This is a genomic window from Peribacillus sp. P4_B1 (assembly GCF_056402395.1).
Genome location: NZ_JBFUHM010000033.1, coordinates 1 through 24,453 on the forward strand (window position 1 = coordinate 1; position 24,453 = coordinate 24,453).

The window sequence follows — 24,453 nt, forward strand, 5'->3', positions numbered from 1 at the left end:
ACTTCAAAGCCTCTCTTCAAAGCCTCTATCTTGGGCATATTGAATCGCCTTTATATTTTCATCACTAATTTCATTCTGGTCGTTTAATAATGTTCCGTCTAAATCTATCGCAATGAAACTCATGCTATATAGCTCCTTTTCTCATTCAATCTATTAAATTCTCTTTCTAGCTTTTATATCTGCTCTCATTAAAAAGCCAATCAAAAAAGAGAGAGAACTCCCTCATCCATCTCGATATGTCCTTTTATGGATTGACTATGCTTGAATCCAATTGATCTCTTCTAATTTTGAATGATTTCTCCATTCCTCTGGAAATGGTTGCTCACAGACAATCACATCGACTTTTTCTAGAGGACAAACTTTACTAAATGTGTCGACACCAATTTTAGAGTAATCCGTTAGCAATATAACTTGCTTTGATACCTCGACCATCTTGCGTGAAACTAATGTTTCATGTAAATGATAATTACTAACCCCATTTTGAATGGAAACACCACCAGCTGAAATGAACGCTTTATCAATGTTAAATTGATTTAACATTTGTTCAGTGAGACCGCCGCTTATAGATTGATGCTTTGGATCAATTTGTCCGCCTAGTAATAGAATTTGTCCTGTAAACTTATTTTCATTGAGCAATTCGGTTAACATAGACGACACAGGAAGAGAATTGGTTAAAATCGTAATGTCTATTTTATTTTCGATACACTGAGCAAATTCAAGCATGGTTGTCCCTACATCAATGGCAATCACATCACCGTTAGAAATGAGTTCTACTGCTTTTTTCCCAACCTTAATTTTCGCTTCTTGATTCACCGTTGTACGCTGTTTAAATGGAGGCTCCTCAAATTCAAAGACTGTTTTAATCGCTCCACCGTAAACCCTCTTTAAAAGCCCTTTTTCCTCTAATATCATCAAATCGCGTCGAATCGTTTCCTCTGAAACATTAAATTGATCAACTAATTCCATTACTCTAACTTTTCCCATTTTGTTAAGTTCTTTTAAAATTTCATTCTTTCTTTCTTCTGGCAAAACAGACATATTCCTTCCCCCACAATCATTAATAATTTATAAAATAATGCATTCTTTCTTCGGTACAACAATATTAACGCGTGCTCCTTGTTCAAACATTTTTCCTCGGTGGTGAAGATAGTCTACAAGGAAAGCGGACTCATCTGTTTCTACTTCATATCTTAAAACATTCCCTGTCATGGAAACATCTTTAATAAACCCTTTAATTCCCCAGTTCTCTTGTAAATCCAAGCTATCCTCACCAGCAGAAACTAATTGTAAAACTTCAGGACGAATCGCGACTTCCTTCCCTTTTAATTCTGTGCTGCGAACAAGTTTATGGAAAACTTCCATATTACAAACATTATAATTTCCGATGAATTTTGCAACAAATGTATTGGCTGGAGAAGTATAAATTTCTGATGGAGAACCGGATTGTACAACTTTTCCTTCATTCATGACAAAAATTCGGTCAGACATCGTCATTGCTTCTTCCTGATCATGCGTAACAAAAATAGTTGTAATATCTAATTCTTTCTGTATTCTCTTTAATTCTTTTTGCAAACTTTTTCTAATTTTAGCATCCAATGCGCTTAACGGCTCATCCAAAAGCAGTACTTTCGGCTCCATGACAAGCGCACGGGCAAGAGCAACCCTCTGTTGTTGTCCACCAGATAATTGATGAGGATACGACTCTTCTTTTCCTATTAAATCAACCATATCAATCATATTTTTCACTTTTGATTTAATATTTTTTACCTTCTTCATTTTAAGGCCGTACGCGATATTGTCAAAAACGCTCATATTTGGGAAAAGCGCATAAGACTGAAATACCATACCGACTTCACGCTGACGCGGTGATAAATTAGTAATATCTTTTCCATCAATTAAGATTCTTCCTACATCAACACCTTCAAGTCCCGCAATGGAACGTAATAATGTACTTTTCCCGCATCCGCTTTGCCCAAGAAGTGTAGCAAATTCTCCTTTTTTTAATGTTAAAGAAATGTCATTTAGAACGACTTGATTTTCATACCCCTTAGTCACTTGATCGATGGTTACATAGCTCATTACTTTTCACCTTCTATAGCAGTATTTTTATTACAGTGTTGTTTTTTAAAAAATGAAAGAATTCGCTTCTTATTTGACACGACAGGATTTTTTTCGTTTCTAAACGTAAGTTTTAATACAATCCCCGTTAAAAGTAAAATCATTGAATAATAAGTAATAACAATTGCACTTGTTAAGTGACCACTGCTGTTTAGTTTGTCGGCAAGATAAATTTGAATGGTTTCAAATCGGCCCCCGACAAGCAAATTGGCAAAAGCAAACTCACTAAATAAAAGAGCGACTGATAATAAGGTAGACACTAAAATACCAGATATAATATTTGGAAACACCACTGTGCGAAACGACTGGAATTTGGTAGCACCCAGTAATTCAGCTGCATCAACAAGCTGCACAGCATTAATCGTACGAAGACTGCTACGAATACCTTGATACATAAATGGCAGAATCGTTATGAAATAGGCACCGATTAAAATCCAAGGTGTTCCGGCAATTTGAATCGGTCCATCTGAATATACCTTGATTAATCCGACAGCTCCAACAATGGGAGGAATTCCATAAGGAAGCATAGCTGCTGCTTGAAGTAACCCTTCCCATTTACTGAAATATACCGTGATGATAAAGATAGTCGGAAGCATAATAACAACACTAAGACCTACAGACATGACAATTAAAAACAGCGTTCGTCGAAAAGCATCATAAAACCGTTCATCTTGAAATAATTCAATATACCAATCCATTGTATAACTCTCAGGTAAAATGGTATGATCCCATTTACCGGCAACCGAGAATAAAAAGGTTCCTACAAGCGGAATTAATAAATATATAACTAGTAACCCTACAATCACTTTATGAAAAGTCAATGAAGATTTCATCGTAAATCCCTCCTAATGCGGCGCATCATTCGTTCATTGAACCACATCGCCCCTATCATTGTCGCTGCTAGAAGAACTCCCATCGCACTGCCTAGCTGCGGCTTTAATGCAACGTCACTTGCAACTAGAGAGGCAATTTGCAATGACAATAAGTTATAGTTGCTGCCTACTAATGCATAGGCAGTAGCGTAAGCTCCCATCGAATTAGCAAACAAAATGCTGAATGTACCTACAATACTAGGTAAAAGAACTGGAATCCCAATGTGAAGCCAAAATGATAATGTTGATCCTCCTAATAATGAAGAAGCTTCTTTCCATTGTTTCTTAATTCCTTGATAAGACGGGTAGATGAGCATAATAGCAAGCGGAATTTGAAAATATATATAAACAAGAATGAGGCCTGTCCATGAATATAAATTAAAATCCGCAAACACATCCCCACCAATCTTTGAAAAAAGCAACGTAAACAACCCATTGTTTCCAAGTAAAATAATAAATGAAAATGAAAGGGGAATACCCTCAAAGTTCGACGTCATATTGGCAATCATCAGCAGGCGATTTTGTATTTTTTGTGAGAACTTTGTAAACGAATAGGCTGCAATGACTGCTATAAACACAGAAGTTACGGCAGAAAACAAGGAAATGACAATGCTATTTTGAATACCTTGTAAGTAAAACTTACTTTTAAATATGGTGATATATTGATCAATCGTAACTTGAATTCCATCGTCTGCATAAAAACTGTCTTTTATCATTGCCACTAATGGTCCTATTTCAAATCCAATCACAAACATAATAAAGGGCAATAAAAGAGCTAATAAGTAAATTTTTTGTTTTTTTATTTTTCGCAAGACTTCTCGCTCCTCTTTGTTCTCTAACAATTTAGGAAAATTCGGGAATTGATTTAACAGTACGTTCGTTAAACCAATTCCCGTCAACCTTCATTCTTCATTTTAATGTTGAATAGTGTATCTTTTTTAAAGGGTATTTTTTCCTTTCAGACCTGGAAATTGATATGAAATCATTTTATTGGACGGCTCAATATTTAAAAGTTCACAAACGAGCGGTGCAAAAGCTAATTGCGGAACTACTTCACTGTAAACACCAGGTTCAACTTTTGGACTCATGATAAAGAGTGGTACATCACGCTCACCATCAGTTATGCCGCCATGGTTGCCATATTCACTCATGCCATGATCAGATGTAATTAAAATGTGGTAACCTTCTTTGATCCAAATTGGCAAAAGTTGTGCCAACAAGCTTCCCATTTTTAAGATTTGTTCACGATATTCTTTCGATTCCGAACCGAAAATTTCTCCTTTTACATCTACACCGAGCGGATGAATATATAAAAAGTGTGGGTCATACTTTCTGCGCAAAGCTTCTGCATCCATTAACACATGGCTGTCTGGATAGTCATCATCCCAATAAAATTTTCCATATTGAATTGGCTTAGACTCATCCTCTTGCTCACGATCTTCAATAAAATGGAATGGCGCGCGATTATAAAGTTCGCTTACCCAGTAATAAGATACCGTTCCGTTTCTTAAGCCGTTTTCTTTCGTAAGATGAAAGATACTTTTCTCAGTAGATAAGCGAACGTAATTCCGTTCACTGATGCCGGTGTACCCGTTAGTAACACTTCATATAATGGACGGGAAAGACTTGGGAGCTCCGACTTTACTTTGTAAAGTGCTGCCTGATTTGTTTCAACTAGATGTTGAATAAATCCAAGAGCCTCACATGCTTTATCATATCTCATACCATCAACAATAATTGCTATTACTTTATTTGACATGGACTAACACCTCTTCTTGCCAAAGCTGTGGTAATTTCTTTGCTGTTTCTTCCCAAGCTTTGTAATCTTCAATAGGTTTTGCATTTTTGTACTGTTCTTCTGGAACCATTTTTTCAGCTACTTCTTTCGGTAGTTCTACATCGCGAATTGGACGGGCAAATCCTTTAGCTAAGTTTATTTGTCCTTCATCGCTTAAGATATATTCTCTAGTTGCCATCGCCGCATGCGGATGCTTTGCATTTTTGTTAATAATAGTTGCGTAGCCGCTTACGACTGAACCTTCACTTGGAATGGCTACATCAAATTGATCGCGGTTAATTTGGTCAGCGTAACCTAGAGCATTGAAATCCCAAACAAGGGCAACTTCCACTTCCCCTTTTTCGATGTTAGCCGGCTTGGCATCAGTTAAGCTAAGGCGGCCTTGCTTGGCAAGCTTAGCAAAATAGTCAATTCCTGGTTGGATATTTGTTTCATCACCACCGTAAGCCTTAGCGGCAGCAAGAACGGCCATTTGGTTCTGTGTACCACGCTGAACATCTCCAACTGTTACTTTATAATCTCCTTTTAATATGTCATCCCATGATTTTGGCGGGTTATCTACTAATTCTTTATTAGTAAGGAATGCAATCGTTCCTTGGTAGCCAACAACCCAATCTCCATTGTCATCTTTTGCCCAGTCAGGTACCTCGTCCCAATAGGAAGTTTTATATGGCATCGTTAATTCTTTTTTTTCCGCGATTGGCCCAAAGGAAATCCCTACATCGCCGATATCAGCTGTTGCATTCTCTCCTTCAGATTCCATTTTGGCAATCTCTTCGGCACTGGATAAATCTGTATCGCTGTGTTCCAACGTATATTTTTTCATCACATCATTCCACGTTTCTCCCCAGTTAGCCCATGAATCAGGCATACCGACACTATTAATTGTCCCCTCTTCTTTTGCCTTTGTTTCAATATCTTTCAGGGTTAGTGAGTTTGGATCTTTAACAACTGGAGCAGCCTGCTCTTCAGGAGCTCCACAAGCAGATAATCCTAGTACACTCACTCCTAACATCACAGCTTGAATAGACTTATAACAGTTCTTCTTGAATGTGTAATTCATAAAAAGGGCCTCCATTTAGTGTGGAATTTTTAATGTTTATTACTTTTTATTACGGTTTCATCATAGTTCGACAATATTAATCCCACATTATTCAAATATTAAGGTTTTGTAAAACCACTTTTTATTCGTCAAATTCATCAGCTTTTATTTTCATAATCATCCAGAAAAAATCCTCAACAACAGTACGAAAATAGGGTAAAGTAAAAGCAAATCTAGGGTCCTACCACATTCCCATCAAACTAAGCGTGCCAAGAGTTAATTTAAAGGGTGTTCTCTTTATTTTGCTACAGTAATATTAAAATTGTGCATTAATAAGGATAAAACTCCTCCAACAAGTGACAATGTGCCTAAACTTCATCCCCATGACCCAAAGTTTAAATCTCTTTATTTGACGGAGGATTCTTTTAGATGCAATATCAAAGTATTTTCCCAGATTTTACAACGTCTTATAAAAACAAAAACTAAAATTATCTTTAACCGAGTTGCGATGGTATCAGATTTATTTTAGGCGTTTCTCTATACCAATCTAGAAATACGAAACCGAATTGAAGGAAATGAATATCACTTTTGAAAATTTTGCGTTGAAATGGATTGAATATTATGATATTTAAGTAAAAGTAAGCAGTGTAAGAGCTCGTAGCATTGCTATAAAGCACCTTATATCTAAATGGGGTCATCTCCCTTTGCGAAAGATAACAAGGCATATGTATCAGTCCCATTTCAATGAATTGTCCAAGAAGTTTAGCAATAACTACCTTGACAGCATTCATACTACTGTAAATATGATTTTTAAACACGCTATCCGCCAAGTTTTTCTACTTGCAAACCCAATAGAAGGTTTTGTTATGCCTAAAAAACAAATAACTATAAAATACATTGAAGAAGAAGAACTCAACGATCAATTTTTGAAAGTAAGTGAATTGAAGGCATTCTTATGTATTGCTAAAGAACATGGACTTTCTTTTGACTATCTTACCTTTGCAAGTTAGCGTATACGGGAGTTCGTTTGGAAGAAATTCTTGCTCTAAAGTGGTCAACCCTTGACTTCATAAAAAACTAAGAATCACAAAAACTTATTACAATCGAACAAGTGAAGCATATGAAGATTGAAAAAGCACATCACTCCACACAGTTTTAGACTCTCATTGAAGCTGGTGCAGGTATAAAATTAGATATAAGGGAGATTAGGACATTCAGACGTAAATACAACAATGAACATCTACGCATATATGACAAAAAATATTGACGAAAAGACCTTTCATAAGTTCAGTGAACTTATGAAAGGTCTTTTCTAAATAGTGAAAGTAAGTTTTCAGAAACTGAAAGTTAGCAAAATGTTAGCATTCCACTCTCATCTTAATCCAAAATCCAGTCATACCAAAGGTTCTAGGCGATGTTTACATCATAATCGAAGAAAACAGGGCTAAAAAATCTTATCATATAAACACTTTCTAAAAATTCATCACCAATAATCTTTAATAACTTTGAAATTACACGAGGACAAAGCCGAGGACAAATTAAAGGGTCTGGTATTACGATGAAGTATTTAAACATGGCTGTTTTCACATACTTTGTTGCTATTTACCAGGTAGTGAGTTGTGGTTGATTTCCCCTCCAGATGCTCGCTTTCCTTGGTGCGGGCGGTGAGCCTCCTCGGCGTAAACGCGTGGGGTCTCAACTGTCCCGCTCCAATCAATCTTAAATAGTTTCGTTTTAAAAACAAAAATCTTTACGAAAAGAGCCTTAAACATTAATAAAAATCAAAGAGCCTAAGCTTCTTTGATCTTTATATATATAAATAATCTTCTTCATTAAGCAAGTTTTTGTAGCCTCCGAAACAAGAAATCGTTTGTAAGCCTCTTCACCCTTTCGCCCTTTAGGTGCAATCAATAATGCTTATTACAGTCTTATGCTACCTCATTCTAAATCAAGCATGGCCTTTGTCAAAAAAAGCTTGCAAATTTAATCCCTAAAAGGGAGAAACCGGTATCGGTTCTCAGCATCCCCATTATGAAAGCTTTTGTCCTATTGATGATTCGTTGATCCTATGCCCTTAATTTTTGTTTTTACATGTATGTTTATTTTTGATTTTGCCAGAGTGTTCCCCCAGTCTTCTTGTACTTTTTTCCACTCTTGATAAGTGTAAGCTCTTGCATACAGACCAAGCCCTAAAGGGTCAATTTGAGCCTTTTGTATTTTTTGAATTAATTGATTGGTTTCATTCTCAAGCTCATTTGTAATGATTTTTTCAAGCTTTGCATAATCTTTTTGGACATCGAATGGAAAGAGTTGTTCGGAAATCGAGATTTGTAAATCTACATTTATATCAAATACAAAGCGTCCATTGAACTTTACTTTCTTCTTTACTTTCAAATCTGAAATGGCGAAGCTGATGTATGGTTTGCCTTTATTGGCGGATTCCATAGAAACAGGAATAGTTATGGAATAATCACCTTTTTGATTACCATCTAAAATATTTAATAATTGATTTTCATCAGGTGTTATTGTTATTTTATATTGGCCGGACTGAGCTAGCAATGCGGAGCCTGTTAGCTCGATTCTTTTTTTCTTTTTGATTTGGGTGATCCACGCCGTTCTCCCTTTGTCCTTCATTTGTCTGTGGAAATCCTGGAGGGACGTGTTTTTCACAATATTTCTCTTGGAGGCAGAATCAATTAAACTTGTTAAATATAGAGATAGCCGCGGTTTATCTGTTGGTTTATTGAAAATAACATCTGCAACAGATCCATCTACAGCGACAACACCTGCGGTTACTGTATTTTTAGAATCTCTGAAGAAAGGATCGAGATAGTCAAACCAATCCTTCTTTTTAAGCAGTCGTTTTCCCACCAAAAACAATTGCGTTTTACTTCCTGATGTTAATCCTATTACCCTCGCATCAAATTTTTCTCTTGAATGTCGGAGGGTATATGATTTAACTTCATACACTTCTTCCTTATCTTTTGCCTCTTTACTAARTATCGGGCTTGACATATACACTAATAAATTATCCTCTTCATCTAAATCGAGGCCTAAAATAAGTGAGACGCTAACTTCCTCTATTGGTGTAGCATCCATACATCCAGAGAGTATCATTACAAGGATTAAAAGACACAATCCTATTTTTCGGCTCATGAAAATCTCCTCCGTGAAAATTTCTCATATCCCCAACTGTAAATCCATAAAAAAACGGGAAACACATATGCTACCGCAATCCCGGCATTCGAAGCCCATTTTTGCCAGGTTGTTACTTGTATCCATGTTGGTTGAACAAAAAATGTGGCCACGACGAGTAAACCTAACAAAACGGGTACATATAAACTATGATCCTGCTTATTCATTAATTGACTGAAACTAAAGACTGTACAGTACATGTACAAGATCCAGGCTCTTGAGGAAAAAAGGATCAAAATATTCAATATAACCACGTCAAGACGCTCAATAAACGGGAATTTAATCACTTTGAGCATACTTAGGACAGGCTGATTAAAATCGGTAATGCTATCCGGACTAAAGAACACAAAACAGCTAATGGTTACAAAGAGATAAAAGAACATCGATAAGGTGTTGGCAATAATAATTCCATGAATGGCATATTGCTTTTTCTTTAAGAAAGGATAAAAGAAAAAGACAAGCTCAAACCCTAGGAACGAATAAATGATCGGCGGCAGGGTAGCTGAAATTGACTTCCAACCAACTTTAAACAATGGAAGTAAATTCAAGAGACTTCCATCTTTTAATGGAAGCAAAAGAACTACCGGGAGCCACATCGTCATATAGAAAATCAATTCATTATATCTTCCAATAACACGGAGACCATTCCTGACTATAAAGAATACCGGGATTGAAAATAACAACACAATTAAGTAATCAGGTGTATTGGGAAGAAACCATGCTTTTATATAAAGAAAAGTGTTAATAAATATGATCAAAGAAAAGCTTAAAGTGTATCCAAGAATAATGAAAATAGCCACTTTACCTAGTATTTTTCCAAAAAATCGGATAAGAAGATCGTAAAACGTGTCATTTGGGTACTTCGCAGCCGTTTTCACTATAATAATACTGGCAGCAACACTTAATATCCAACCAATGATGAGGCCCATCCAGCCGTCTGTTCCACCCTTTTCGGCAACAACTCTAGGAAGCGACAAAAAACCGACCCCCATTTGGGTCCCAACAATTAAAAAAATATATTGCAGGATGGTGATTTCATTATGAGTGTATTTTTTCATTTTCCTCACCTTATCTTTTAGGCTTTCCCTGACGATTGGATTGAATGTTCCTTACACTTTTTGGTCTTGTAATCATTTTCCATAAAGGGAAACGAATAAATGAGTCCTTCATATCAGCAAACCGGAAAGGAGCTAATGGGCTTGCATACGGAGTTCCCAGCGATTCAAGACTAATTAAATGGGCAATCAACGTCATGCCACCAATCATGATTCCGACACTTCCAAACATGACTGCTAATAACATCATTGGAAATCGCAGCATTCGGATAGCCGTCCCCATGTCATAATTTGGAATGATAAATGAGCCGATTGCCGTTGCAGAAACGATAATCACCATAATATTGCTTACTATACCTGCCTGAACAGCTGCCTGTCCGATCACAATTCCTCCCACAATTCCAACCGTTTGGCCTATTGGAGCCGGAAGACGAACGCCTGCTTCTCTCATCATTTCAATGGTAACCTCCATCAAGAGTGCTTCTATGATTGGCGGAAAGGGAACAACCACCCGTGATTCGGCTATGGATAAAAAAAGCTTTAAAGGAATGACTTCGTAATTATAGGATATAACGGCTACATATGTTGAAGGTAGAAACAATGTGATCATAAAAGCGAAAAAGCGCAACAACCGTATCAATGATGCAGCTAACCAGCGTGTGCTGTAATCATCAATACTCTGAAGAAAAGACATTAATGTTACCGGAGCAATTAAAACAGATGGCGAACGATCGACGATAACGGCAAATCGACCTTGAAGAATTTGTGAAGCTGTTGCGTCCGGCCTCTCGGTTAATATAAACTGAGGAAACGGGGAATATGGGTTATCTTCAATGAGTTCAGATAGTTCACCAGTATTAATTATCACGTCCATTTGAATTTGTTTGATTCTGTCTTCAAGTTCCTGCAGTACTTCTTTACTAGCAACATCTCCCAAATAAACGATAAAGACCTTTGACTTTCCGCGAACACCCACTGTAAGTTCCTTTATGATCAATTCTCGGTTAGGAATATACCTTCGCAACATTGCTACATTCTGACTTCCGGTCTCTACAAATCCCTGGTGGGCACCTTTCAGTGATGTTTCTAACTTCGGATCTTCAATCGCTCTTTGAGGCCATCCTTTTGTATCCAAAAGAAACGCTTTAGTTTCCCCTTGGATGAATAAGGCGCTGTCACCTGCAAAAAGTGCATTTTCAACGGATTTCCATGAATGGACTTCTTCAACATCCCCTATAGTTGTAGGCAATCCCTTCTTTGGGTCGAAAGAGGATTGCATCATGGCACTTAGAACATTTCTGCTTATTGAATTTTTATCTGTTAAACCATCTACGTATACTAAAGCTGCCTTTGTTCCCTTTCCGGCGAATTCGAAGTGGCGAATCACCAGATCCGGAGCATGGTGAAACATCTGCTGAAGTACTTGTATATTCATCGATAAATCAGGATACAGCGGATAATGTTCTATCGAACTAAGTTTTTCTGAATAAACATTTTGGTTTGTTTGCTGGTATTTAGAATAACGTTTCCTTTTAAATAAACCGGAGAAAAAAATATGAAACGCCCCCCTTTCTCTCGGATTTATCATTTCTCGCATAAGAAGAAATATACTCTATGCTGTAAAAAAATTAGACTATGACGGAAGCAAGTAAAACGTACACCAGTTTGGAAAAAAAATTGAGTTTAACTTCAAAATTGTAAATTAAACACCTATAATAATAAAGAAAGCCTAGGATCCTTGTTATGTAAGGAAATAGGCTTTCTTTTATTTCAGTTATTTTTTGGCTTTTCTCTATTTTTTAAATGGAATTCGGGGTTCTACTTGATATATGGAATTAGTCGTTACTGCGCTTTCCAATTCTGAGTATTGTTCATTACTGCAAGCAAACAGATAGGTTTGTATAGTACGGACATATACTCCAAAATAGTAGTGGAACATTCAACCTTTATTTTTATCCATGTTTGCATCAATAGCAATAATATTCTCTTTTTCTGCTAACTTTTTAAACTCTTTACTCTCAACTGTTTTCTGCACCATTTTTCTTAAAATAGCCTGTTCACTTTCGGACGGTTCATACGCTTTTTCAAAAATTAACCATCTTCCAAATAAAAACAAATTAATCCCTATACTGATTATCAATACTGTAAATAAAATCTTAATCTTCATATATCCCCATCCCTATACCTTTGTCTATCTCGATGTCCCCACCTACTGTAATTCATTTAAACGACTTAAACTCTCTTCTTTATTAAAAGCTGTTTTCACATACTTTGTACCAGGTAGTGAGTTGTGGTTGATTTCCCCTCCAGATGCTCGCTTTCCTTGGTGCGGGCGGTGAGCCTCCTCGGCGTAAACGCCTGTGGGGTCTCACCTGTCCCGCTGCTCCCGCAGGAGTCTCGCACTTTCGCTCCAATCAACCTTAAATAGTTTCGTTTTAATAACAACAATCTTTACGAAAAGAGCCTTATTAAAAGAACTATGCCAACGATAATCATATTGATCCAATATACGGTAATGGTTAATACTCAAATTTTGTTGCAAACGAAAATCCCCTCTATACTCGATTTCTTTCCACCATATCTTACCATCCATTGTTTTTTCTTTAGGCGTACCACCATTTTTACAAACAATTAACTGAACAAAATCATGTTCGGACAAGTTTCATTTTTTCTGATATTAAATTAATGAATTCTTTTTCCATATATGCTAAATACTCCTTTTTGAATAAAAAGCAAGGGTCGGTGCCCTTTTGTTCAAGAAATCTGGTACTCCGTACATATCTTCAAAAAAGAGGACTTATCAACTTTTCTTAACTCTGCTCTTCTTATTTTATAAAAAAGAAGGTGAGGAATGCTCTGCATTCCTCACCTTCTTTTCTTGCTATTGCTTTGGCTCCAGTCCGATCAGGCGCAGGAAGTATTCCAGACCTTTTTTGCCAATTTTTTCTTTTGGCTGTTTATCGGCAGGTGCATCCGGTCCTTTCGTTAAGAAGTTTTTCTCAACTAAGCGAATGTCCGTTTCGTCTACCACACCGTCTTGATTGATATCTTGCGGCACGATGGATGCATCCTTCATACCATATGCATCCACAACACTCTGGATATCGAGGATATCAACCATTTTGTCGCCATTCACATCGCCTGCAAGACTTCTCTGACCAATTCTTAAAAATTGCCCTCGTAGCTCTCCATTTGCATCATATCCAGGAATGAATTTCTTCATCACTTTAAGATGCCCCGGAACATCGAAAACAGCTGTATATACTTGATCGGAAGCAGGAATATCATTGACTGTGAATTTTCCACTCTTATCAATTGTTCCTGGATATTTTTTACCACTTCTAGAGAGAGCGTATACTTGTGCTCCTATTTTTGAGTAATCCGCTTTTTTCAAAAATACTGCTCCTGATTCATATATCAAAAATGCTTCCGGCAAGATGGATCCCAGCAACTGTGTATGTGTAGGAATTAATTTAAGATCTTCAGTGCCGTAAAAAGGAATAGCAGTGTCTGCTGTTTGTCCGGATTTCTTATAAGACCCCTTCTTTACCTCAAATCCAGGAATTTCATCGTAAACTTCATCATTCGATACTTTAAACGTTACATCGAGGAACGGCATGTCTCCATCCAGTCCTCTGAATGCATTTCCAGTAATGGAAGCACCGATTTTCAAACTATTATTGAATGTACCTTCCGTCACAACAGGTTTATCTAGTGATACCTGTAAGCCTTTTTCCTTTGCATATTGTTTGACTGCATTGTTCAGCTTCACATTCGAAAACTTGAAGAAGTCTTTGTAGTACTCTACATTAAATTCTCCCGAGACAAGCTGCTTCACATTATTAAGGCTTAGTGTCATCGTAAAGCTATCGTCGACTTTTAACTCTTTCTTGTTATAACTGGAAGTCGTATATTCCGTTCCTTCTTTCATGAAGTAATACTTTTGGTAACCAACTGCCGTTGCAGTATCCCACGTTCTCAACCACAATCTCATAGGTTGTTTTGCAATATCACTTTCCTCAATACCTAACTTCACACCTCCATTCGCTTGAATCGGGAAGAACCCAGCCATATATCCAGAGGCACCTGTATAGTAAGCCATAGTGTTGGACGATTGATCGATGTCCAACCCTTTAGATTGTAATAGATCCACTGTCTCATCCTTAGCTGTTCCATGCAGCCACACCGCTTTTTGGCCATCTTCTACTGTAAACAAAGAATCATTGATTTCGATTACACCCGATTTTATATCCATGTTGACTTCTGGTGCTGTATTGTCCACGATAAGTGGATTGTCTACCACATATGTTTTCCCTTCCTCATCGTGTGCAATCAGTTCCAGTATATAGTCGCCTGCTGGAAGCTTTATAGGAATATCACTGATTGGCTGGGACGGATCATTTGTAAATGGTAAGACCGTACCGCTGAACGCACCTGTAAGATACACTTCTCTATCTATTGGAAAGTTAGTGTTCGCTGTCCCTATGAACCCTACAGATTTTCCTGTTTTACTGTCTTTTACAAGCACATCCATGGTTGTCATTGGACTGTTCAACTTCATGATGAAATGGATCCTTGTGTCATTAAGTTCCCAGAAAGGTGTTGTATTTGTCACGGATGGTCTAGTCGCTTTGACATAATCAAATCCTTTTTCCGTCGCCATGACAGCAAATGGAATTTGATAGGTTTCGTCTGGATTGTTGGTATTGGTCACATGAATGTACCCTTCATATCTTCCTGCCGAAGCGCTGGTTGGAATCGTTATTTTTGGCTGGAGCTCCTCTATTTGGCCGCCTCCCACTGTAATCGATGAAGGCACCGCCACTTTTACACCGTTCTTCACTGCATCTTGAATGCCTTTTCGCTCACCGTGATACTCCACTTCTAGTTTAAAAGATTTCTCTTCCTGGCTGTTGTTTTGAACCGTCACCTTTTTGCTTGCATCAATTGGTCCATTACCTTTTTTATAATATCTGCCGAATACGATAGAACCTGTTTGTTCGTCAATTTCTACGACGTTTCCATTTTCGATATTTTTTGTCTTATCCCATACTTTGATGGATGTATCTGTATGAACCGCTTGATAGGCATCGATTCGTCCTGCACCCACTTCGTATACAGAATTATTCCCTTTTAAATCATTCGATGTATTCATGAGTGCCGCTTTTACATCGAAAGGAGTGTATTCCGGATTCTCCTGCAAAATCAATGCTGCTGCTCCTGCCACGTGTGGCGTAGCCATCGATGTACCCGACATGCGTACATAGGCATTCCCGTAATTAATGCCGTCCTGCGGATCGTTGATGAATTCCGGTGTCGTAGAGAATATCGACACACCTGGAGCGACTACATCCGGCTTAATATCRTAATTTCCATTTACCGGTCCACGAGAACTGAAATCTGCTAAATGATCGCCTTCCGTTTTTGTGTTATTTAACGTTTCAAATGTGAAAGAACCTTCGCCCATCCCCTTTAAACGCTCACCATCCGCTTTTGACAGGCGGAATGAAGGGATTAACCCGACGGCCTCACCCAAGTAGGCAGGTATTTGCCCGTCAACATTGTTATACACAATCACTGATTTAGCCCCAGCTTTTTTGGCGTTTTTGATTTTTTCATCAAACGCAATTTCTCCGCGCTGAATCAACGCAATTTTCCCGCTGACATCTTTCCCAGCAAAATCAGATGCTTTACCAAGTCCCGCAAATACAATTGGTAAGGATTTTCCTTGCAATTCTTCTAATCTATCAGAAAAATCTTTGCCTAGCAGCTGCATATTTTCAAATTTCTCGTCGGAAGCGCTTCCATTAAAGGCAGGAATGGACATGGAAGCATCGCTTGCACCTACTGATATGCCAAGAGCCGCTGTTCCCGGAGAACCAAGAGTTTTTTCGTTAGGTCCGGCGTTACCTGCAGCAACGACGGTCACCAAGCCTGTAAGCATGGCGTTATTTACTGCGACAGAAGTGGCGTATAAAGGATCGTTAGTCTGCGCGCCAAGCGACATATTGATGACGTCCATGCCATCTTCAATCGCTTTATCGATTCCAGCGAGAATTCCTTCAGTATATCCCCCTCCCCAAGGCCCCAATACTCTATACGCATATAAATCTACTTCAGGTGCTACCCCTTTCACAGCATAATCCACATTGTTTTTCTTTTGGGCTGCAATCGTCCCTGCGACATGTGACCCATGGTTTGTGTAATACACATAGCCTGGGTCTTCCGGCTTGCCAGCATTTATCCAATCCTCGTAGGTCGTTTCCATTGGATCGACATCATTATCTACAAAATCATATCCGCCTTTATAAGCTTCTTTTAAGTCAGGATGATTGTAGTCAATACCTGTATCAAGAACACCGACTTTAATTCCCTTGCCGGTAATGTTCTCGGCATGAAGTTTGTCCACGCCAATTTGCGGAATACTGTCTGCCATTTTCGGCTCGATGGCTTCTTTCGATTTTACAGGTGGTTCCACTTTCACTTCGTAATCTTTAAAAATACGTTTAACTACTCCAGATTGCAGCAAATCCTTAACTGCCACACCAGGCAGTGTCATCGCTACACCGTTGATGGCGTTTTTATACTCTCTTGTGATCTTTACATCTTCCACTTTGTAATTAGTCACGTTTTTCTGTGATTTCAATGATTGCACATACTGTTTAAAATCTTTATGAGCTTTTTCCACTTTCTCATTCGCATCTGCAGAAGATAGTTTCTTTCCTTTCGCCGCTTTTTTCATCACTTCTATTTTGGCTGGCGCCTGCTCAAATTCGACAATGACTTTGACTAATTCCGGACTATTTGCATTAATATCCGGAGAAATCGTAAAGTTTGGAGTGGCATCCAATTGCTCTAATGCCTTTCTTTGTTCCGCAGACAGGCTCTTTAGAATTTCTTCCGCATGATCAACTGGATTCAACTCAAACGGGCTTTTCGCCATTACATTATACGGGGCGCCTTGAGATAATAACATGCCAACAACTAAGGTCCCTGTAAGAATCTTACTGATTTTTTTCCTCTTCATACCGCATCCCCTTATCCTATATAACTATTTTCTCACTAAACATTTGTTCTTCATAAACAATTCATTTAAAGATGATGAATCTAGTAAACTAAGATTTAATATACCGTTTAACATTTCTACTTTTCTGAAAATTAATCATAAGATGTAATTTTTCATCTATTGGTTCTAGATCCATATATAACTTAAGATTTATTCCAGATCTGTTATTAAAGAAGAATAATCAAGGTACTGAACAGTTCTTTTAACTTTTTAAGTGATTACGATTTATGAAAATGGAACAAGTTGATTCAACGGCATAACTGACTGCCTGTGAACGGCTTTTCACATTCAGCTTTTTGAAAATCTTATTGATGTGAATTTTGACGTCTTATCACTGATAAATAAGGCTTCAGCGATTTCTTGGTTACTAAGACCTTTGGTCAACTCAAGCAACATTTCTTTTTCTCGCTTAGTCAGAATATTTTCGTTCGGCTCTGATTTCGTTTGCTGGTGATGATACGTTATCAGCTTTTTGGTCATGCGAGGATGAATAACCGAATCCCCTTTTGACGTCATTGTGGAATTAGGTCCTCAACATTAGAAGTGCGGACCATGTCAGGTGTCTTACAGAAATTCATTTTGTAATATCATTCATAGAGCCTCAATGATTACTGAGATTCCTTGTCCTCCTCCAATACAGAGGGAGGCTAGTCCATACTTCTTTCCACGATTCCTTAACTCCAGGGCCAATGAATATATAATTCTAGCTCCACTAGCCCCAACTGGATGACCTAATGCGATTGCTCCACCATTGACGTTAACTTTTTCCCGTTTCAATCCAAGCTCTCTCTCTACTGCAAGATACTGGGCAGAGAATGCTTCATTGATTTCGAACAAATCGATATCTTCAATATTGAGTCCGACTTTCCGTAAGGCTAATTGACTAGCAGGAACTGGTCCAATGCCCATAATATTTGGGTCTACCCCCGCAATCCCCCAGGATATGATTCTTGCCAATGGCTTCACATTGTGATTGGTTTGAAGGAAGGATTCACTTCCAAGTATTAAGGCAGCTGCCCCATCATTAATACCACTGGCATTACCTGCCGTTACGGTCCCATCCTTTTTAAAGGTTGGTTTCAGTTTCGCTAATCCTTCAATTGAAGTATTATGGCGAATATGTTCGTCTTCTAAAATGGTTATTTCCTTTCCTTTTTTTGTGAATATCGTGACCGGGGAAATCTCTTGTTGAAATCGTCCCGTCAGTTGGGCTTTTGCTGACTTTTGGTGTGATTGGACAGCTAAACTATCTTGATCGTCTCGGGTTAGTTCATATTTTTCAGCAAGAGTTTCCGCTGTTAATCCCATCCCACACCCTATATACTCATCGCTCAAAGTCGCCCAAAGCATGTCGTCCATTTGTGGAGACTGTAAACCCGTACCAAAGCGGACATCTCGTAATACGTGAGGAGATTGGCTCATATTTTCGGTTCCCAAGGCTAGGGCAACTTCAGCATCCTTTAAAATAATCGACTGAGCTGCCGATACAACCGCTTGCAATCCAGAACCGCATAAACGATTGAGAGTTAAAGCGGGGCTCTCGATTGGAATCCCAGCTTTCAAAGCAATATGCCTGGAAAGGTAGGAGGCATTTTTCGAAGTATGTATCACATTCCCAGCAAAAACATGCTCAACCTCTTCAACTGAAATATTACTTTTTTCAATGGCTCCTTTACTTGCTATCACTCCAAGATCGATGGCAGAAACATCCTTTAATACCCCACCAAAACTCCCGAATGGCGTCCTAGCCCCACCTAAAATATAAACATGACTCATAATTCATTCTCCTTTATTGAAGATTGTTTGATTCGATTTGATGGATGGAAAACATCTTTTCCATTTCTTTATTTTACCTTCTAATTTTATACCGTTATTGGTACATGATATTAATTAACGGTATATTGTTAAGGTAATATATTAGGCTATACCCGGTATCCCTTTTCTCTTCTTAATGAAAAGCCTTCCTTTTCCTATCTATTTTCATCATAAATGTTGAATAATTGTTGGACTGCGAGTGTGGGAGAAGTATGGCCGTTAAGAAGTAACCCTTCCATTTTAGAAATGTTCTTTTTCATCGATGGATTACCATAAAATCTCGCCTTTAATTGGGCCTCTATCATAGAATGAAACCAGTCAATCATTTGTTCTTTTCTTCTTTTTCCAAAAAAACCAGTCCTACTGGTAACTTGTTTATATTCCTGAATGACCTTCCAAATGTGAGATACTCCTTCATCCGTTAAGGCAGACACAGTAAATGCTTTTGTTTCCCAACCCTCGGTGATTGGCTGTAAGAAATGCAGGAGTCGATTGTATTCCATCTTTGCATTCAGGGCAGCTTGTTTGTTTTCGCCATCCGCTTTATTAATGAAAATAGCATCAGCTAATTCCATCACCCCTTTTTTCATTCCTTGTAGCACATCCCCTGCACCAGTCAGCATAATAACTAGGAAAAAATCCACCATGGACCGGACGGTTATTTCACTTTGGCCGACTCCCACGGTTTCCACGATTATTACGTCATACCCTGCTGCCTCACAAATAAGAAGGGTTTCACGGCTTTTTCTAGTGACCCCTCCTAACGTGCCACTTGATGGTGACGGTCGAACATATGCATGTGGGTGGCGAGAAAGATGTTCCATTCGTGTTTTGTCACCTAGAATACTTCCTCTAGATACACTGCTAGTTGGGTCAACGGCTAATACCGCTACACGGTGATTTTGCTCACAGAGAATCATACCAAAGGATTCGATTAACGTGCTCTTACCAGCTCCAGGAACCCCTGTAATGCCGATCCGAATTGATTTTCCTGTATATGGAATCAGTTCTTTCAGCACCTTTTGTGCCATTTCCATGTGTTTGGGTAAATTGCTTTCAACTAAGGTGATCGCTTGAGCAATAATTGCACGATTTCCATTCATCACACCCTGCACATATTCATCAACCGTAATGTGTCTTCGTCTTGGCGATATTTTTTCTGTCATTTAAGTAACCAATCCGAGACGACGATTTAATTCTTCTATCACCTGTTGTGCGGCAATCGGGATAACCGTTCCTGGTCCAAATATGGCAGCTGCTCCTTTTTCTATTAAGTAACTGTAATCTTGAGCAGGAATAACACCGCCAATCACGACGGCAATATCTTCACGGCCTAAACGCTTCAGCTCTTCCACGACTTGAGGAAGTAATGTTTTATGACCAGCAGCAAGAGAGCTCATCCCTAGAACATGTACATCATTTTCCACGGCCTGTAGGGCTGCTTCCTCTGGGGTTTGGAATAAGGGACCAATATCAACATCAAAACCAAGGTCTGCAAATGCAGTAGAAATCACTTTAGCTCCGCGGTCATGTCCATCCTGTCCCATCTTTGCAATCATAATTCGAGGGCGTCGGCCTTCATTCTCTTCAAAATGATCGGACATTTCACGGACAATTTTCACTTGTTCCTTTTCCCCAAACTCTGTACTGTACACTCTGCTAATCGAACGAATTACTGCTTTATGTCTCCCTACTACTTGTTCGTATGCATTCGAAATTTCTCCTAGGCTCGCTCTAGCGCGAGCTGCATTTACCGCTAGCTCTAAGAGGTTTCCTTCTCCAGTTTCAGCCGCTTTTGTAATCGCTTGAAGTGCTGCTTCTACCTTTGCTTTATCCCTTTCTGCCCGGAGTTGCTCTAAGCGGCGAATTTGCGCTTCACGGACAGCAGTATTATCAATATCTAATATCTCAAGAGGGTCCTCTTTTTCTAAACGGTATTTATTCACTCCAATGATCGATTCTTTACCAGAATCAATATGCGCTTGTCTTCTAGCAGCGGCTTCTTCAATTCTCATCTTTGGCAGTCCTGTTTCAATGGCTTTTGCCATTCCACCAAGTGCTTCGATTTCTTCAATATGTTCCCAGGCTTTTTCAAGTAATTCAGCCGTAAGTGACTCCACGTAATAGGAGCCGCCCCATGGATCTAATACGTTGGTTATCCCCGTTTCATCCTGTAGGTATAGTTGGGTATTTCGAGCTATTCGGGCAGAAAAATCGGTCGGTAACGCAATCGCCTCATCCAGTGCGTTTGTATGTAGGGATTGTGTATGACCAAGAGCAGCAGCCATCGCTTCAATACAGGTACGTGAAACATTATTGAATGGGTCTTGCTCTGTTAAGCTCCATCCAGATGTTTGCGAATGGGTTCGAAGTGCTAACGACTTTTCATTTTTCGGGTAAAACCTTTTCATTAGCTTCGCCCAAATTAAACGAGCTGCGCGCATTTTAGCCACTTCCATATAGTAATTCATTCCGATTGCCCAGAAGAAGGAAAGTCGTGGAGCAAATCGATCAATATCAATCCCTGCTTTTAAACCCGTTTTGACATATTCTAATCCATCTGCAAGGGTATAGCCCAACTCTATATCGGCCGTAGCCCCCGCTTCTTGCATATGATAACCGGAGATGCTAATGGAATTAAATTTCGGCATATGCTGGGACGTGTATTCAAAGATATCTGCTATAATTTTCATTGACGGTTCTGGAGGAAAGATGTACGTATTACGAACCATATATTCTTTTAAAATATCATTTTGTATTGTTCCAGAAAGCTTCTCTTGGGGAACTCCTTGTTCTTCAGCTGCCACGATGTAAAAAGCCATAATTGGCAGGACAGCTCCGTTCATCGTCATCGAAACAGACATCTGGTCTAATGGGATTCCATCAAATAAAATCTTCATGTCTAGAATGGAATCAACGGCAACGCCGGCTTTTCCCACATCGCCTACGACTCTAGGATGATCCGAATCATACCCACGATGTGTGGCTAAATCAAATGCGATCGAAAGCCCTTTTTGTCCTGCAGCTAAGTTTCTGCGGTAAAACGCATTACTTTCTTCCGCTGTAGAAAAGCCAGCATATTGACGAACCGTCCAAGGTTGTGATTTATACATAGCTGGGTAGGGACCTCGAAAGAATGGTGCGATTCCCGCCACATAATCTAAATGATTCATTCCTTGTGTGTCCATATTTGTGTAAAGAGGCTTTACATCAATTTTTTCATAAGTCGGAACTGTTAATTCTTCAAAAGACTTTCCAGAAAGTTTTTCTGCTTGTTTACGCCACTCGCTATATTCTGCTATTCTTTCATCCTTATATTTTACTTGGCTGAAATCTGGTTTTGTCATAATGCAGCAACTCCTTTCTTATCTAGAAGTTGACTTAGCACGTCATAGCAATTTGAGCCAGCGTGAATATACTCAGATATTCCAGCCTCTTTAAAGCTGACTTCGTACTCTTCGCTAGGCTTTCCTACTAATAAAACAATTGCTTGTTCTGCTGCATTTTTAATCGTCTTTGCAACAGGAACCGCTGTTTGTTGGTAGTCTTCATCTTTTCCACAAATGATGACAATACCGGCGTTTGAAGCAATAGCTGCATCTGCTGCTTCTTTTGCAGAAGTAAATCCATTGTTTTGAATAACATCGAAGCCACCAACTCCAAAAAATCCTGATGCAAATTCAGCCCGCGCTTTATAAGCTGATATAGGTCCTAAGTTCGCTAGAAAAACTTTTGGACGATTACCTGCCTTTTCTGCATTTTCATTGATGGTTTGACGGAGTTGTTCAAACTGAATGGCACCTCTCGTAGGACGGATTGCTTTAACGCTGACAACAGATTCAGACCCTCTACCTGTTGCTTCTGCAATTTCACCTAACGATGCACCTTGTTTCGCTACCTGAATCGACGCTTCTGTTTTATTGGGAATTGCAGCTAAGCTTTCAACCGGTCTATGTGCTCGACCTTTAACCTTATTGATATGATCATCAATTTGAGACGCCTCATCAATAGCTAACCAATCTATTCCTTTTTCTTCAATATTCACGTACATATTTGTCCCAACAAATATATCCTTTCGACTAGCAATGTTCCCTACCCGTTTTGAAGCTGTTTGTTGAACCAAATTTTGTGGGAATTCTTTTATTAACGACTGGAAAATCCCACCTTTTCGCTCTGTTTCCTGGAAGAGTCCCCATGCCTTTTTGGCAACCTCATTTGTCAGTACTTCTACGTACCATGAGCCACCGGCTGGATCGATTGTCCTCGCAATATGAGCTTCTTCTTTTAAAATAATGGAGGCATTCCGTGCAATTCGTCGTGAAAAAGCGGTAGACTTTTGAATCGCTTCATCAAAGCAACTAACATGAATACTGTCAGCTCCACCGACTGCTGCAGAAAATGCTTCTGTTGTAGCACGCAGCATATTCACATAGGGATCAAAAACAGTTTTTGTCCATGCAGATGTTCGTGCATGCATCGTCATCTTCTGGGCTTCTTCATTCCCACCAAAGGTTTCTACAATTCTGGCCCAAAGAGTTCTTGCGGCACGAAGTTTGGCAATTTCCATAAAATAACCGGAACCGATTGAGAACGAAAAACGGATACTGCTGGCGGCTTTATTTATATCAATTCCTTGGGAAGTTAGTGCCTGTAGATATTCGACACCTGTTGATAAGGTAAAAGCTAATTCTTCAACCGTACTACTTCCACCGTCATGATAGACATTTCCATGGATTAGAACCGTTTGTAAATGGGGGGTATTCTCATTTGCCCATTTTGTTATGTCGGCCATCAATGTATAACAATCTTCCAACTCGTAAGCCAATGTTCCATTTGCTACCAGTTCTGCGAGTGGATCCATTCCTATACACCCATGTAATTCCTCCACTTGTCGTCCGGACTGTTCTAGATGAGCGATAATCAGAGCTAGGATTGGCAACGAATTTGCCCCAGCACTAACGTGAAAAGGAACATTACCAAAGTCAATATCTTTTAGTGCACCGGCTACATCGGTTACCCCTGAAATCGATAGTCCCGCTTTCCCTACTTCTGAGGTAGCTTCATTCGCATTTATTCCACGTTTCGTTGGTGTATCAAGGACGATATTTAATGAGGTTTGCCCCTTACTAAGGTCATGCCGTGCTACTTTATTAAAAGAAGTGGGTATTCCAACATTGATTTCCTGATTGATTTCCCATCCATTTATAAGCGTTTTAGTGCCGCGAGTAAAAGGGGCCATACTTGGCAAAGACTGCAGAAAAGGAAGAGTGGCGGCATCCTCCTTTCGATACATCGGCTGAAGTAAAATTCCTTCATAAGTTTCTGTAATAAGTCTTTTTTCAAAAGAAGCTCCTTTTAAAGATTGTTCTGTTAGGTCACGCCACTGTTCATAACTTGGGATCTCAAATTCTGAAAATTGGTCCACTATTTTTTTATCCATTTTAAGTTGCGCTAAGCATCAATCCCTATGCTATCGCTCTCTCCCTTCTATA

Annotated in this window: 17 protein-coding genes and 4 pseudogenes; 1 reads left to right on the forward strand and 20 read right to left on the reverse strand. The window is 39.0% G+C overall.

What is annotated here, in order from left to right:
* Nucleotides 1-21: 21 nt before the first annotated feature.
* The 7 genes and pseudogenes from AC1DVK_RS17790 to AC1DVK_RS17820 all read right to left on the reverse strand — a co-directional run.
* A pseudogene (locus AC1DVK_RS17790) lies at nt 22-123 on the reverse strand (HAD hydrolase family protein); the annotation flags it as partial.
* Between the two features lie 132 nt (nt 124-255).
* The gene (locus tag AC1DVK_RS17795; RefSeq protein ID WP_284470957.1) at nt 256-1,038 is read right to left on the reverse strand and encodes a DeoR/GlpR family DNA-binding transcription regulator; all 783 of its coding nucleotides are present in this window, start codon (nt 1,036-1,038) and stop codon (nt 256-258) included.
* A gap of 27 nt (nt 1,039-1,065) precedes the next feature.
* Nucleotides 1,066-2,079 (reverse strand): ABC transporter ATP-binding protein, encoded by a 1,014-nt coding sequence (locus AC1DVK_RS17800; RefSeq protein WP_477627041.1) that lies wholly within the window; start codon nt 2,077-2,079, stop codon nt 1,066-1,068.
* The gene (locus tag AC1DVK_RS17805; protein WP_318684840.1) at nt 2,079-2,951 is read right to left on the reverse strand and encodes an ABC transporter permease; all 873 of its coding nucleotides are present in this window, start codon (nt 2,949-2,951) and stop codon (nt 2,079-2,081) included. Before AC1DVK_RS17805 ends, AC1DVK_RS17800 begins: the two co-directional genes overlap by 1 nt.
* Nucleotides 2,948-3,889 carry an ABC transporter permease gene (locus tag AC1DVK_RS17810; protein WP_477627042.1) on the reverse strand — a complete coding sequence of 314 codons (942 nt, stop codon included), beginning with the start codon at nt 3,887-3,889 and terminating at the stop codon, nt 2,948-2,950. Before AC1DVK_RS17810 ends, AC1DVK_RS17805 begins: the two co-directional genes overlap by 4 nt.
* 39 nt (nt 3,890-3,928) lie before the next feature.
* Nucleotides 3,929-4,749 (reverse strand): annotated as a pseudogene (locus AC1DVK_RS17815) (alkaline phosphatase family protein).
* Nucleotides 4,739-5,851: an ABC transporter substrate-binding protein gene (locus AC1DVK_RS17820; RefSeq protein ID WP_410863360.1), complete on the reverse strand. Its 1,113-nt coding sequence runs from the start codon at nt 5,849-5,851 to the stop codon at nt 4,739-4,741. The pseudogene AC1DVK_RS17815 and the gene AC1DVK_RS17820 overlap by 11 nt, the downstream one beginning before the upstream one ends.
* A gap of 728 nt (nt 5,852-6,579) precedes the next feature.
* On the opposite strand from AC1DVK_RS17820, the gene AC1DVK_RS17825 reads away from it, so the two are divergent.
* The gene (locus tag AC1DVK_RS17825; protein ID WP_477627043.1) at nt 6,580-6,840 is read left to right on the forward strand and encodes a hypothetical protein; all 261 of its coding nucleotides are present in this window, start codon (nt 6,580-6,582) and stop codon (nt 6,838-6,840) included.
* Between the two features lie 557 nt (nt 6,841-7,397).
* Here AC1DVK_RS17825 and AC1DVK_RS17830 read toward each other — a convergent pair.
* The 13 genes and pseudogenes from AC1DVK_RS17830 to AC1DVK_RS17890 all read right to left on the reverse strand — a co-directional run bounded on the left by AC1DVK_RS17830 (nt 7,398) and on the right by AC1DVK_RS17890 (nt 24,401).
* On the reverse strand, nt 7,398-7,574 hold the full coding sequence (locus AC1DVK_RS17830; RefSeq protein WP_477627044.1) for a hypothetical protein: 177 nt from the start codon (nt 7,572-7,574) through the stop codon (nt 7,398-7,400).
* Between the two features lie 302 nt (nt 7,575-7,876).
* A complete protein-coding gene (locus AC1DVK_RS17835; protein WP_477627045.1) occupies nt 7,877-8,986 on the reverse strand; it encodes a Ger(x)C family spore germination protein in 1,110 nt (369 codons plus the stop codon).
* The gene (locus tag AC1DVK_RS17840) at nt 8,983-10,083 is read right to left on the reverse strand and encodes a GerAB/ArcD/ProY family transporter (protein ID WP_477627046.1); all 1,101 of its coding nucleotides are present in this window, start codon (nt 10,081-10,083) and stop codon (nt 8,983-8,985) included. The genes AC1DVK_RS17835 and AC1DVK_RS17840 overlap by 4 nt, the downstream gene beginning before the upstream one ends.
* 10 nt (nt 10,084-10,093) lie before the next feature.
* Nucleotides 10,094-11,668 carry a spore germination protein gene (locus AC1DVK_RS17845; protein WP_410863355.1) on the reverse strand — a complete coding sequence of 525 codons (1,575 nt, stop codon included), beginning with the start codon at nt 11,666-11,668 and terminating at the stop codon, nt 10,094-10,096.
* 351 nt (nt 11,669-12,019) lie between these two features.
* Nucleotides 12,020-12,247 (reverse strand): hypothetical protein, encoded by a 228-nt coding sequence (locus tag AC1DVK_RS17850; RefSeq protein ID WP_410863353.1) that lies wholly within the window; start codon nt 12,245-12,247, stop codon nt 12,020-12,022.
* A gap of 95 nt (nt 12,248-12,342) precedes the next feature.
* Nucleotides 12,343-12,525, reverse strand: coding sequence for a hypothetical protein (locus tag AC1DVK_RS17855; RefSeq protein WP_477627047.1), 183 nt, complete (start codon nt 12,523-12,525; stop codon nt 12,343-12,345).
* Nucleotides 12,449-12,685, reverse strand: a pseudogene (locus AC1DVK_RS17860) (hypothetical protein); the annotation flags it as partial. The gene AC1DVK_RS17855 and the pseudogene AC1DVK_RS17860, both read right to left, overlap by 77 nt.
* Before the next feature lie 276 nt (nt 12,686-12,961).
* The gene (locus tag AC1DVK_RS17865; RefSeq protein ID WP_477627048.1) at nt 12,962-17,107 is read right to left on the reverse strand and encodes a S8 family serine peptidase; all 4,146 of its coding nucleotides are present in this window, start codon (nt 17,105-17,107) and stop codon (nt 12,962-12,964) included.
* 264 nt (nt 17,108-17,371) lie between these two features.
* Nucleotides 17,372-17,662 (reverse strand): annotated as a pseudogene (locus AC1DVK_RS17870) (response regulator transcription factor); the annotation flags it as partial.
* Between the two features lie 75 nt (nt 17,663-17,737).
* Nucleotides 17,738-18,922 (reverse strand): acetyl-CoA C-acetyltransferase, encoded by a 1,185-nt coding sequence (locus AC1DVK_RS17875; protein WP_284470966.1) that lies wholly within the window; start codon nt 18,920-18,922, stop codon nt 17,738-17,740.
* A 194-nt stretch (nt 18,923-19,116) separates the two neighbouring features.
* Nucleotides 19,117-20,127, reverse strand: a complete 1,011-nt coding sequence (meaB, locus tag AC1DVK_RS17880) for a methylmalonyl Co-A mutase-associated GTPase MeaB (protein WP_477627049.1) — start codon at nt 20,125-20,127, stop codon at nt 19,117-19,119.
* Nucleotides 20,128-22,308 (reverse strand): methylmalonyl-CoA mutase, encoded by a 2,181-nt coding sequence (scpA, locus tag AC1DVK_RS17885; RefSeq protein WP_477627050.1) that lies wholly within the window; start codon nt 22,306-22,308, stop codon nt 20,128-20,130.
* Complete coding sequence (locus tag AC1DVK_RS17890) at nt 22,305-24,401, reverse strand: methylmalonyl-CoA mutase family protein (protein WP_477627051.1); 2,097 nt, start codon at nt 24,399-24,401, stop codon at nt 22,305-22,307. Before AC1DVK_RS17890 ends, scpA begins: the two co-directional genes overlap by 4 nt.
* Nucleotides 24,402-24,453 lie beyond the last annotated feature (52 nt).

Bases quoted from the DNA above. Each gene is read 5' to 3' on its own strand.
- AC1DVK_RS17875 (WP_284470966.1), bottom strand. From the start codon at position 18,922: ATGAGTCATGTTTATATTTTAGGTGGGGCTAGGACGCCATTCGGGAGT.
- AC1DVK_RS17820 (WP_410863360.1), bottom strand. From the start codon at position 5,851: ATGAATTACACATTCAAGAAGAACTGTTATAAGTCTATTCAAGCTGTG.
- AC1DVK_RS17890 (WP_477627051.1), bottom strand. From the start codon at position 24,401: ATGGATAAAAAAATAGTGGACCAATTTTCAGAATTTGAGATCCCAAGT.
- meaB (WP_477627049.1), bottom strand. From the start codon at position 20,127: ATGACAGAAAAAATATCGCCAAGACGAAGACACATTACGGTTGATGAA.
- AC1DVK_RS17845 (WP_410863355.1), bottom strand. From the start codon at position 11,668: ATGATAAATCCGAGAGAAAGGGGGGCGTTTCATATTTTTTTCTCCGGT.
- AC1DVK_RS17800 (WP_477627041.1), bottom strand. From the start codon at position 2,079: ATGAGCTATGTAACCATCGATCAAGTGACTAAGGGGTATGAAAATCAA.
- scpA (WP_477627050.1), bottom strand. From the start codon at position 22,308: ATGACAAAACCAGATTTCAGCCAAGTAAAATATAAGGATGAAAGAATA.
- AC1DVK_RS17840 (WP_477627046.1), bottom strand. From the start codon at position 10,083: ATGAAAAAATACACTCATAATGAAATCACCATCCTGCAATATATTTTT.
- AC1DVK_RS17850 (WP_410863353.1), bottom strand. From the start codon at position 12,247: ATGAAGATTAAGATTTTATTTACAGTATTGATAATCAGTATAGGGATT.
- AC1DVK_RS17795 (WP_284470957.1), bottom strand. From the start codon at position 1,038: ATGTCTGTTTTGCCAGAAGAAAGAAAGAATGAAATTTTAAAAGAACTT.
- AC1DVK_RS17805 (WP_318684840.1), bottom strand. From the start codon at position 2,951: ATGAAATCTTCATTGACTTTTCATAAAGTGATTGTAGGGTTACTAGTT.